12 protein-coding genes are annotated in these 12,182 nt (G+C 42.3%); 3 read left to right on the forward strand and 9 right to left on the reverse strand.

Annotated elements, in window-relative coordinates; genetic code table 11:
• Positions 1 to 158: 158 nt before the first annotated feature.
• From ACYQ2O_RS07430 to ACYQ2O_RS07445, 4 genes are all read right to left on the reverse strand, one after another.
• A complete protein-coding gene (locus ACYQ2O_RS07430; protein ID WP_459796336.1) occupies positions 159 to 1,604 on the reverse strand; it encodes a glycoside hydrolase family 32 protein in 1,446 nt (481 codons plus the stop codon).
• A gap of 12 nt (positions 1,605 to 1,616) precedes the next feature.
• Complete coding sequence (locus ACYQ2O_RS07435; protein ID WP_346024476.1) at positions 1,617 to 2,987, reverse strand: PTS transporter subunit EIIC; 1,371 nt, start codon at positions 2,985 to 2,987, stop codon at positions 1,617 to 1,619.
• A gap of 117 nt (positions 2,988 to 3,104) precedes the next feature.
• Entirely contained in the window at positions 3,105 to 4,094 is a 990-nt protein-coding gene (locus tag ACYQ2O_RS07440) for a LacI family DNA-binding transcriptional regulator (RefSeq protein WP_346024477.1), read from the reverse strand.
• Positions 4,078 to 4,848 (reverse strand): acyl-[acyl-carrier-protein] thioesterase, encoded by a 771-nt coding sequence (locus ACYQ2O_RS07445; protein ID WP_346024478.1) that lies wholly within the window; start codon positions 4,846 to 4,848, stop codon positions 4,078 to 4,080. Before ACYQ2O_RS07445 ends, ACYQ2O_RS07440 begins: the two co-directional genes overlap by 17 nt.
• 343 nt (positions 4,849 to 5,191) lie before the next feature.
• On the opposite strand from ACYQ2O_RS07445, the gene ACYQ2O_RS07450 reads away from it, so the two are divergent.
• Positions 5,192 to 6,730 (forward strand): AbgT family transporter, encoded by a 1,539-nt coding sequence (locus ACYQ2O_RS07450; RefSeq protein ID WP_459770626.1) that lies wholly within the window; start codon positions 5,192 to 5,194, stop codon positions 6,728 to 6,730.
• A gap of 127 nt (positions 6,731 to 6,857) precedes the next feature.
• On the forward strand, positions 6,858 to 7,133 hold the full coding sequence (locus tag ACYQ2O_RS07455) for a hypothetical protein (RefSeq protein ID WP_459770624.1): 276 nt from the start codon (positions 6,858 to 6,860) through the stop codon (positions 7,131 to 7,133).
• Between the two features lie 92 nt (positions 7,134 to 7,225).
• On the opposite strand, the gene ACYQ2O_RS07460 is transcribed toward ACYQ2O_RS07455, so the two are convergent.
• The gene (locus ACYQ2O_RS07460; protein WP_459770623.1) at positions 7,226 to 8,563 is read right to left on the reverse strand and encodes a C1 family peptidase; all 1,338 of its coding nucleotides are present in this window, start codon (positions 8,561 to 8,563) and stop codon (positions 7,226 to 7,228) included.
• Between the two features lie 525 nt (positions 8,564 to 9,088).
• Complete coding sequence (locus ACYQ2O_RS07465; protein WP_459770621.1) at positions 9,089 to 9,721, reverse strand: superoxide dismutase family protein; 633 nt, start codon at positions 9,719 to 9,721, stop codon at positions 9,089 to 9,091.
• A 154-nt stretch (positions 9,722 to 9,875) separates the two neighbouring features.
• Here ACYQ2O_RS07465 and alr point away from each other — a divergent pair, with 154 nt between their 5' ends.
• Positions 9,876 to 11,045, forward strand: coding sequence for an alanine racemase (gene alr, locus ACYQ2O_RS07470; protein ID WP_459770619.1), 1,170 nt, complete (start codon positions 9,876 to 9,878; stop codon positions 11,043 to 11,045).
• A gap of 74 nt (positions 11,046 to 11,119) precedes the next feature.
• On the opposite strand, the gene ACYQ2O_RS07475 is transcribed toward alr, so the two are convergent.
• The 3 genes from ACYQ2O_RS07475 to ACYQ2O_RS07485 are packed head-to-tail and all read right to left on the reverse strand — an operon-like array spanning position 11,120 to position 11,931.
• Complete coding sequence (locus tag ACYQ2O_RS07475; RefSeq protein WP_346024484.1) at positions 11,120 to 11,431, reverse strand: hypothetical protein; 312 nt, start codon at positions 11,429 to 11,431, stop codon at positions 11,120 to 11,122.
• Between the two features lie 46 nt (positions 11,432 to 11,477).
• On the reverse strand, positions 11,478 to 11,657 hold the full coding sequence (locus tag ACYQ2O_RS07480; RefSeq protein ID WP_459770617.1) for a hypothetical protein: 180 nt from the start codon (positions 11,655 to 11,657) through the stop codon (positions 11,478 to 11,480).
• Between the two features lie 58 nt (positions 11,658 to 11,715).
• Positions 11,716 to 11,931, reverse strand: a complete 216-nt coding sequence (locus ACYQ2O_RS07485) for a hypothetical protein (protein ID WP_459770615.1) — start codon at positions 11,929 to 11,931, stop codon at positions 11,716 to 11,718.
• Between the last annotated feature and the right edge of the window lie 251 nt (positions 11,932 to 12,182).

The raw sequence follows: 12,182 nt of genomic DNA on the forward strand, positions 1-12,182 counted from the left end.
GAGATATTAACGCAAGCATGAATCTTCGCAACGAAGCGTTGCGATTAACCGTAGGGATTACGGGGTTAGCCTGATAAAGTAACCGACCGATAGGTTGGTGTTCTCAGGAATCCCCCACTTCAAGGAGCGTTAGCGAGTAAGTGGGGGTAGTTCAATGGTCAGATTTCAAGATCCCATTTCTCAATCGACAGTTCAGCATCCCCTTCAAAACGGATCGTATCTTTCTCATGTTTCGGATAGACACGAGTTGAAAGGACGTAATCTCCATCATTAAGAAAAATCTCGATCGAAGAAGTATCAGCAATGACATGGATGCGAGTCAGATCCTCAACTTCGACTGTTCTCTCAGAACGCCCAAAGCCGGAAGGCCCGTGAGCTAAGCTGAAGATCTGTCCGTCATATGAGAGGACCGTATCCTCTTTCATATGGACAGACAGTGATTCGCCAAGTTTCTCTAGAGTCAGAATCAGTTCGAATGTGCGAGGGTTCTGATTTTCCAGTTCATACGATTCAGATACTTTTACTGCTGTCTTAACTTCATTTTTTCTAAGTGATTCGTATTCTTTGAGTGGCCGCTGTTTCAACTGTCCATTCTCTACAGTGAGTTCCCTGGGCAGAGTCATGGCGTGCTGCCAGCCTCGAGCAACGGTCGGATTACTGTACTCGGGTTTAGTATCTCCTAATCCCATCCATCCCCAGAGAATGCGTCGCCCGGATTCGTCCTCAAATGTCTGAGGGGCATAAAAGTCAAAGCCACGGTCAAGCTCTTTAAACGAACTTTCAGGTATGAATGTCTCTGAACTCCAGTCGACTGAACCCAGATAGTAACCCGAATTATGCGTGCTTTCGAATTCATGAGCCGTCGCTTTCAGTCCCTGAGGTGAGAAAATCAGAACGTCTTTATCGTCAGTTTCGAAGAAATCCGGGCATTCCCACATATAGCCCATTTCTTTTTCACCTTCAAGGAATACCCCTGCGTAGTCCCACGAATAAAGGTCCGTCGAACGGTAAAGCAGTATTTTCCCTCGATGATTCAAGGCCCGAGAACCAAGTACCATATAGTACTTCCCGTCCTTTTCAAAAACTTTCGGGTCACGAATGTGATCCGTAAATCCTTCAGGGTAGTCCTCGTGAGGAATCACAACTTCTTCATGGTCAACAGTAAAGCCGTCTTTACTGACAATATGAACGGTATTCTGTTCACGACCGCTGAATGTATGATCGTGGTCTCCCGGATGTTTTACATTGCCGGTATAAAAGAAATGAATCTCATCGTCCTTCACAAAGGCACTTCCTGAGTAAACTCCATCTTTATTGTAAGACTGATCAGGTGAAAGAAAGAGCTCTTCTTCCTGAAAGTGCACCATGTCCTTAGATGTCTTGTGTCCCCAGTGTACCAGTCCTCCCTCAGGATTATCCGGTACATACTGGTAATACAAGTGATAAATTCCTTTAAACTGAACAGCCCCATTTGGATCATTCAGCCATCCCGTTTCCGGCATCTGATGAAAAGACAGACGCCATGGATCATTCGCAATTTTACTCTTAAGTTTTTTTCTTTTTGCTTCAAATGTTTCCCAGTAAGTTTCATTCAAATTACTCATCAACTTCTCCTCTTATTTAAAACTTTCTCTTATCGCACTACCTTGCACTCTAACTAACAGGAAGCCAGCAGTAAATGAAATGGCTGTTACGGCTATATACTGAATCATAGCAATCCAGTCTCCAGTGTAAAGGAGGAGTCCTGGAAGAAATGTGATTCCCATACCAGTAGATGTTAGACCTAATAGGTATGTTACGAAGCCACCTAGTGCACCAGCCGCGATACCTGAGCCAAACACTCTTAGAGATCTCAAGTTCACTCCGAAAAGAAGCGGTTCAGTGATACCGAATAGTGTTGGAACAGCTGAACTGATTGCATTTGACCGTTTGACCTTATCTTTAAATAGCAGTGAAGCTCCGATAGCTGCTCCGAACTGGCCAGCCATACTTACAGTAGTCAGAGTCTGAATGATGTTTTCTCCAGTATTATTCAGAAGACTGATTTCAATTATTCCAATTGAGTGATGCAGTCCTGTGATAACAACGAGCTGCTGTAGTCCGCCAAAGATTATATAGCCTATACCTAACGGTGCTTCTATAAGGTACACAATACTATTAATAACTGCAGACTCTGCTACTTGAAGAATCGGACCTAAGATAAATAGCATAACTGAAAGTGTAATTGTAATAGATAAAAACGGGGTGACGACCAGGTCCATCATTTGAGGAATAAATGTCCTGAACCATTTTTCGAGTTTAGAGACCATCCACCCTACTATGATTGCAGGGAAAATTGATCCCTGGTATCCCACTATGTCAAGGCCAAAAATTACTAACGGATCTGCATTACCTGCTGCTACTGCCCATGCGTTAGGAAGTTGCGGAGCGACCATCATTAATCCTACGACGATACCTAAAATCGGATTTCCACCGAATTTCCTTGTCGCACTGTACGCTATAAGTACTGGCAGGAATGCGAAGGCTGTATCAGTAAGCATTTCAAATAATGTAAGTGTACTTTCATCCATGTTTAATCCAAGTTCAAGGAGTAAACCTCTAACTCCCATCAAAAGTCCTGTGGTGACCAGTGCAGGAATCAGCGGTACTAAAATATCTGCTAAAATACGCACGACACGTTGGACTGGATTAAGATTCTGATAAACGTTATCCTTAAAGTCATCTGACCCGTTGGCACTTCCACCCATGACTTGTTCTAATTCACTATAGACTGAGTTTACTTTCCCTGTACCGAAGATAAACTGATGTTGTCCAGTGTTGAAAAAATATCCTCTAGATTCAGGAACGTTTTCAGCTTTCTCTTTATCTACTTTCTTATCATCTTTCAAAATAATTCTCAAGCGTGTCGCACAGTGCTCGTAATTCTGAATATTTTCCTTACCTCCGACTGCTTCGAATAGTTTATTAATTGACTCTTCGTACTTCATATGATCCTTCCTTTCCTTTTTAACCGTTTTCATATTAGTCCTGTTCCTTTGTTAGAACCGGTTCCTTTAAAGGATAACAGGAACCGGTTCTAATTGCAAGAGAAAAGAAAGCACTTTCTACACTTTCTTAAAAAATGTGGTCGACTGATTGATGACCAGCTCGTTTTTCATTTCACTAACATGAGGAACTTCCTCTTTATTTATGAGTTTGACCAGTTTGTCCACCGACTCCAGCCCCATTTCTCTGTACGGATAGCTCACTGTAGTTATCGTCGGTGAAACGTAAGCCGTTGCTTCATATCCACCAAAGCCTGATAAGGAAAAGTCTTCTGGAACACTATAACCTAGTTCTTTAGATGCTTTAAGCACAGCTACGGCTATGTTATCCGTCGCACAGACAATATAAGTGGCCATAGTCTCAGGGAGAAACTTCAGTGCCTTCTGATATGCAGACGAGCGGGAGAAGTTTGTTTCAATAGTGTCGATGGTTATCCCATGACACGCTTTAACGGTGTCAAGGAATCCCTGCTTGCGTTCTACCCCTACTGCCCGGTCTTTTTCCGGCACTCCGACAAAAAGAAAGTAACGATGCCCCAGTTCCAATGCATACTTCCCAATCTTCTCTCCTGCTTCATAATCCTGATGAATGATGCTGTGTATGTCTTCAGCTCTCTGTCCGATGAATAGAAACGGCGTCTGAGTCTGTTTTACAGCTTCGATATGTTCAGGTGTCAGTTCACGGGCGAACATGATGATGCCTTCTACTTTCTGTTTTGACAAGGTCTGAATATTTTCGAATTCACGCTCGCTGTCCTGATCGGAATTGGTTATGATCAGCTGATAGCCGAGCTGTCTGGAGCACTCATCTATCCCCGACAGGACTTCATTTGTAGATGCGGAACTAAGTCTCGGAATGATGACACCGATCATATTCGTCTTCTGCGCTTTGAGGCTTCGTGCAAAATTGTTAGGCGTGTATCCAGTTTCTCTGATGATCTCTTCAATTTTATTTCGTGTTTCCAGACTGACAGATCCGTTATTGAGGTATCGGGAGACTGTGCTTTTTGCTACACCCGCCTTTCTGGCAATATCATTGATTGTGACCATTCGTATTCCTCCTTTTTCCATTTTTCCATGTAAATGTAGCAGCACAATGGACTGTGTCTTCTGTCTTTATTATATGATCAGAATAAAGGTTCTCTTCTTTTCTGATACTGGACTGACTGAAGACGAGCTGATGCTCACTGATTTCCTTATTAAATGTAATTACCCCGCTGGTGATATCATGGTCCAGCAGGAATGTACTGTCGAGACTGTCTAGTATCCAGTTGATATAATGAGAATTATTGACATGGTTATTTCCATCTATATCAAAGTAGCGTACGGCATACTGCTTTTCATTATACTCTTTTGAATCGACCTCATCCGGTTTCGTATTTCGTCTGATTCTTTTTGAGTACTCAGCTTTGTATGGGGCAACAATATCTTCAGGTATGCGCGCCATTTTCCTCTTTTCGCTGTCAAGTAATGCAAAGGTCGTTTCTACTTTAATTAATTCAGTTCTGTTCGAATCTCTTACAATAAACGTTCTATAGGTAAACAGCTTATTATATTCTGTGGCAAAGGTTTCAATGTAGACTGTCTCATTCAGCCTTGGCATACGGCCGATATCAAAGGCATAGTGCAGAATGATCCAGCTCAACCCTCTGTCTCTAATGTATGCTTCTCCACGTTTCAGGGAGTCTGACTGCTTTTCAGATACATCCAGCAGAAGATTCACAAGCATAGGTAAAGTGAGCCGCTGAGTCCGGTCGCACATATAGTAGGCAATGTCTTTCGTTTCTTCATATGATAGGTACACTAGTTTTCTCCTCGTATTCTTCATTCTAATTAAATTATAAAAGCAAAAATATAGAATTACAATTCTTATCCCTATTCTCCCCTTCTAATCATCTCCTCATCCCTTTCTCTTGTATAAAACCGTATCCAACCATTGATAACTGGCCATATAAAAAAATAACTAGAAAAACCGATATAATTGATTATATTATATTGAAATAAAAATGGGATTTGTACTAAAATAGAATTCATAGTACAATATCAAATGGAGCCAAAATTTAATCTTACTAATGATTATCTCCAACTTGATGGTCATTAGTAAGATTAGCTTACGCTTCAAAATTACTTAAGGAGGAAACAAACTTATGAGTGATTCTGAACAGAACACTAATAAAGGATTTTTGGGCATGATCGAGCGTGTCGGAAATAAACTTCCACACCCAGTTATTATTTTCATTGCTTTAGCTCTTTTCATCGTCCTGATTTCTGAACTCGTCTTTAGACTTGGCGTTACTGTCGACTATTTCGATGCAAGCGCTGGTGAAGAAGTAACGATTGAAGCCGTTTCATTAATGAATGGAGAGGGTATTGCACATATTTTCAATAGTGCAGTAAGTAACTTTACAGGATTCGCGCCTTTAGGTACGGTTCTTGTTGCTATGCTAGGGGTAGGAGTTGCTGAGTGGACAGGACTTATTTCTGTCTCGCTGAAAAAACTTTTAAGTAATGTCCCTGCCAACTTACTGACAGCAACGGTTGTATTTGCAGGTATCATTTCTAATATCGCTTCCGATGCAGGTTATGTAGTGGTTATCCCACTTGGAGCAATTGTCTTTGCTGGAGCAGGCAGACACCCGATTGCCGGTCTAGCTGCAGCTTTTGCAGGGGTCTCTGCCGGATTCTCTGCCAACCTGATCTTCGGACCGACCGATGCATTGCTTGTTGGTATCACTAATGAAGCACTTACTTCTGCTGGTATTGAGTATGAAGTTGCTGTTACAGCAAACTGGTACTTCCTTATCGTCTCTACCTTTTTACTGACAATTGTCGGGGCCTTTGTTACCAGACGATTTGTCGAGCCACGGCTTGGGGAATACGATGGCGACTACAAGCCAAATGACGAACCAATTACTGACAAAGAAAACAAAGGAATGCGCAATGCTCTGATTGCTTTGCTTGTCTTCCTGGGAATTATGGCTTTGCTGATGATTCCAGAAAATGCGCCACTTAGAATGCTAGATGAAGCAACTGGCGAAATGACACTGAATAACTTCCTTTCTCAAGGACTTTTGTTCATGATCTTCCTGCTCTTTGCCATCCCTGGATATGTGTATGGTAAAACAACAGGTAAAATCCAGACTTCTCATGACTTTGTCAAAGGGATGTCAGAATCAATGAGCTCAATGGGCGGCTACCTTGTACTGGCCTTCTTCGCAGCTCAGTTCATCAACTATTTCTCGTATACTAACCTAGGATTCATCCTGGCTGTAAGCGGTGCTGAATTCCTAGAAGCTATCGGATTTGTCGGACTTCCATTGATTTTAGCATTTATCCTACTCACTGCTTTTATCAACTTATTCATGGGTTCTGCCTCTGCAAAATGGGCAATCATGGGACCTGTATTTGTTCCTATGTTATTTGAAGTGAATATTGCACCTGAAATGACCTTGATGGCTTACCGTATCGCCGACTCTTCATCAAACGTTATTTCACCACTAATGAGTTACTTTCCAATGATTCTTGTCTTCGCTCAACGTTACGACAAGAAGAGTGGATTGGGTACCATCATTTCAACGATGCTGTCCTACACCATTGCGTTCTTAATCTCTTGGTCACTTCTACTGGTTGTCTGGTATGTTCTTGGACTGCCACTTGGCCCTGGCGCACCTTCTATATTACAGTAATCATAATTAAAGGCATGTCTTCCAAGTTCTGGAAGCATGTCTTTTTTCAATACTCTTCAACTCTGACATGTTATAGTTAGGATAACCACTGATTAACTATAAACATATAATACAAGGAGGGATCATCATGTCAAAGAAAACTAAAAGACGATGGCTCCAACTTTTCGGATTTCTCGTTGGTCTCCTGTTTGGCCTGCTGCGTCCGGATCAGATTCAACAGCTGTTTCCTATACTGGGCATAGGCGTTGGGATCGGATACTTCATCTCCTCCAGGGTCATCTCGGGAGAAGAGAAACACTTAGATGATCTTTCGTGGTTCATTCTTCTACAAATGATTATGTACTTTATCATTGGTGGAGCTATAAGCTCTTCCATAGTTCTGGCTATCGAGCTCTTTTCATAACACTTGAGTAATTAGGCAGATACCGTTTCCTGAACATGAAAAATACGTATACGCGCAGAGCAATTTGCGCGTATACGTATTTTATTTTTCAATTATTTCACTAAGGCGAGAGACCCCATCGGATCCCATGGCTCAAGCTCAACGACTGGCTGGTCCAGAGCTTTCAGCCACTCTTCATCAATGTACTGGCGTTTGACAGCAACTTGATAATTATACTCATCGAACCACTTATCGCTCATAGAGTATATTCCTTTGTCGCCGTTCTTATCTCCCCAGCTGTTTTCAACTTTCCATTTGATTGGATTACCTTGATCGTCCAGATCAACCCCGACAAAAACCATCGCATGCGTCAGCAGGCTCTCACCATAATCCAAGCGCTGAGCTTTCGTAAGCTCTACCGTTTCACCTAATGTCGCTTCATAATCATAGGCTTTATCGTCCATGATTCCAGCTTCCCTCTCAAGCATTTTCCCGACATCACAGCCAAACCAGACCGGCTCCCCATCTTTGATAGAAGCAATCGCTGCTTCTTTCAGCACTTCAATTGGTGCATTGACATAAGTAATTGCTTTTCCTTCTTTGACCGTTCCTAAATACTTGACGGTATACGCTTTTCCATAAGGCTTATCTTCCGTTGGTGCATTGATCAGAGAAATACGTTCATCCAGATCCCATGATACATAATGCTTAAAGAAATCTTGTGGGGTGATATCCGTCAGTCTGTGAAACTGATTATCTTCATCTCTATATTCGTATGAGAAAGTCTGAGGGACCTCTCCCAGTGTCTTAGTCAGCAGGCCGTAAACAAATGACAGACAAACTTCTTTCTGTTCAGTCAGCTCATCTGATGATTTTCCTGCTTTGTGACTGTCTCTCAGTTTAGCAGCAAATTCTCTTAGTTTGGCAGTCAGAAGCTGATTCAGTTCCCTTGTATTTGATGAATGGAACGTTTCCGGCATAACTGATTTTGGAACAGCACCATATTTCTCAAGTAGACCCGAAAACATATCCCACTGCCCCCCGTCCTGAATCGGATCGAGCAGCAGATGCTGAACGAGACGAGAGTTTAAGGGCTCGCCGGCTGTTTCAATGACACTTTCCAGAAAGTAATTTGATTTTTCCAGTTTATCCCAGAACAATGTGTAATTTTGAGAAAATTCAAAGGTCTTCACATTCAGCTTTTTCATTGTGTCTACCCTTGCAGTGTTTAATGCAGCAAACATCCAGCATCGCCCAGAGGACTTCTGATTCGTGATGTCTCCTTTTTTAGTTTCATGAGAGAATACGAAGGAGTGGCGTCTGGTCAAGTTATTGTCTATAGACGACTTGTTAAGGCCTACCTTTGACATCGCATTCTTGACAGCATGATTGACCGGATTTTTGTCAAAGTCATGTTTAAACTGTTTCAGTAAATCTGTAGTTATTTTCATCTGGCTCTCATCCTTTTCTTATGAATGATTTTATCATACCTAAAATCCAGACGCATGACAAGGTGTCATTTTCAGATTATCATCCGTTCAATTTTGAGAATCTCCTTCGTCTCACAAGACTCTCAGTCAGAGTCTTGTTACTTTAGGGATAGTACCTTAGCTCAGGTGAATATTTGTCGCGAGTTCCGGTGCTATCGGGATTGCACCCTAACTCAGGTGGATTTTCTTCTTGAGTTCCGTAGCTATCGAGATTGCACCCTAACTCAGGTGGATTTTCTTCTTGAGTTCCGTAGCTATCGAGATTGCACCCTAACTCAGGTGGATGTTCGTCCCGAGTTCCTTAGCTATCGGGATTGCACCCTAACTCAGGTGGGTTTTCTTCTTGAGTTCCGTAGCTATTAAATCGTAATTCTTTCCGCTATACTAGTGCAATTTCCTAGCTAAACAGTACTATTAAGAAAAATGACTATTCAGATGAAAAACCGAACCAGCGCTGGCTGATCCGGTACAGTTAACTTTATTCGCTTATTCCTGAGGTGCAAAAATCACACCGCCGGCCATACGATCTCCTGCATCTCCAGTAGGTTGTGATTCATAGTCGTCTGCTTCAGTATGAATGATTAGAGACGTTCCCTCTTCTGTAGCCAAAGTATATTCTGCATCAGGCAACAGAGATACATCTGGTATCTCAATCGTTTCACTGACGATTCCATTTTCAGGCACAACAAGGTTCGGCAGGTCGCCTAGATGATACCCGTCCTCAGCATCAAACCCGTGCTCTGCATCAGTTGGATTGAAATGATCCCCGGCATCTTCAAATGTTGGCGGAGTGGCTTGTCCGACTTCATGGATGTGCATGCCGTACTCCCCGGCTGGCAGTCCTTCGAGATTCAGATTGAGTGTGACACCATTCTCATCTTCATCAAACACTGCAGACCCTACATAGGTACCGTCACTGTCAACCATATCAACATCAAGTGAAGTGAATTCTTCGTCTGTCCCCGCATCTTCCAGAAGAGAATCTTCCTCAACTTCTCCTTCATCTTCTGTCACATCTTCAGTGCCGCTGTCTTCCAGTTGAGTGACCTCATCCTCTCCACAGGCTACCATCAACAAGGCTGTTCCACTCAGTAAAGCTAGTTTAGTTTTATTTAACATACATCGTTTCTCCTTCCATCTCTTTCATTGCATGTCACTTTTCATTATATCCATATCATACCAATATAAGCTGAAAATCACTAAGATTTAGCATTTTTCAGTTCTCATTCAGGCTCTTCATGTTAGAATAATAGGTACAAAGGAGATGAAACAGATGAGTTATGGAAGTTACAGATACACTAAAGCAGAAATCGATTTAGATAAGGTATCTTACAACTATCATCAAATGAGAAATCATATATCTGAAAAAACTAAATTCATGGGGGTCATCAAAGCCGATGCTTATGGACACGGTGCAGTCGAAATCGGACGTCATCTTGAAAAGGAAGACATAGATTATCTGGCTGTTGCTGTACTGGATGAAGCAATGGAACTGAGAGACGCCGGAATTACAAAACCGATTCTTCTGCTGAGTCCGATTGAACCAGATACGATACCGACGGCTATTAAAAACAACATTTCAATTACTGTCTTTTCACAGGAGATAGCTGAGGCCGTTAATCATCATGCCAGTCAAACCAAGCAAACTGTACGTATTCATTTGAAAGTTGACTCCGGAATGGGTAGAATCGGTGCTCGGTCGGAAGAAGAAGCACTTACACTATGTCAGACAATGGCAGCTGAACACATTTCGTTTGAAGGCATTTTCACTCACTTTGCAGAAGCAGAAAATACTGATGACCCATCGTACACGAAAAAGCAGTTTGCGTTCTTTCAATCTATTGCAGATTATCTGGAAACAGAAGGATTCACTTTTGAGATGCGCCACTGCAGCAATACAGCAGCTGCACTTTTATATCCCGAATTTGACTTGGATATGATCCGTACCGGCATTTCTTTATTTGGTTATCACCCCGATATAGCACTGCAAGACAAACTGGATTTGAAGCCAGTCATGACATTGTCGACTCATGCAGCATTTGTCAAGCAGATGAATAAAGGGGAAAGTATCGGGTATGGAAGAACCTATCAGACTACCAAAGAGGAAATGATTGCAACGATCCTTCTTGGCTACGCGGATGGGATTCCGAGAGAGCTTTCCAATAGATGGCATCTGACCTGTGGAGAAGATAAAGCCCCTATCGTCGGTCGCATCTGTATGGACCAGCTTATGGTAGATGTCAGTCAGATCGATGATTTCTCAAAAGATCATGATCTTGTCTTTATAGGAGACCCTGGTAAAGGTCAGCCTTCTATTTATACAATGGCTGATTTGACCGACAGCTTTCATTATGAAATACTCTGCGGCATCGGGAAAAGAATCCCTCGTGTTTATATAAAAGACGACACTGTGACAGCTAAGCAGAATGCGCTACTGGATTAATACTCAAAGCTAGCTCTCGCGCAAAAAAGACGACCCTTTGAACAGGTCGTCTTTTTATAATATTCGATTAGAAATTATTCGTCTTCGTCGTCTAGGTCTTCATCCAGATCATCGGTTTCGCTTTCTAGTCCGTCGTCACCGAGTTCATCGTCTGGATCGTCTTCTTCGAAGTCAAGACCTTCCTCGTCCAGACCGGAGTCAATATCATCATCCTGGTCCCCGTCGAGGTCATTGTCCATGCCATCATCCAAGTCACCGTTCAGTTCATCGTCGGCTGGCTCTTCAGTTGCCGGCAATTCGCTATCAGTATCATCTGCATCTCCGCAGGCTGCCAATAACATCCCGGCTGTCATGGTCAGTGCTGTAAGTCTTGCCAATTTCTTCATCTAATCGCTCCCTAATTGAGTTTTCTAGCTAATTTTCTGTTCTGAATTACGCGTCGTCATCCAGATCATCATCTAGACCGTCGTCTTCAATGCCACCATCCAGATCATCATCAGCAGGCTCTTCAGTTCCTGGCAGATCGTCGTCTACATCATTGGCATCTCCACAAGCGGCTAATAGCATGCCTGCTGTCATAGTTAGTGCAGTTAATTTAGCTAATTTTTTCATTATGAATCTCTCCCTATTATATTTAATATAGTTTCTGATGATTAGTCAGAGTCTGCGATTACTCGTCTGTGTCGTCTTCCAGGTCGTCGCCTAGACCATCATCTTCCATGCCGTCATCTTCTAGACCGTCGTCCATGCCGTCGTCTTCAAGTCCACCGTTCATGTCATCTTCCATACCTGGCAGATCGTCGTCCGTGTCATTGGCATCTCCGCAAGCGGCTAAAAGCATCCCGGCTGTCATCGTTAAGGCAGTTAATTTGGCTAATTTCTTCATATCTATCTCTCCTCTGTATTTTTAGTAATTACCAATTTTTTTGTTTTTTCGTGTTGTTTTAATGCAACTATCGTTGCTCTATCAATTAAAATACAAAAAGGCACCTCTTCCCCCCCTTAATCTGAGAGACACCTAGGAAACTATAGATGCTCTATATAAGTGGATTTAGGGTTTTCTCTTTTGAGTTTTCCCTCCACTTATTTTCTTTTTTTAAATTTTTTCACATTTTTATGCTTATTACTTGACTTTTG

Source organism: Alkalibacterium sp. m-11 (assembly GCF_054658155.1).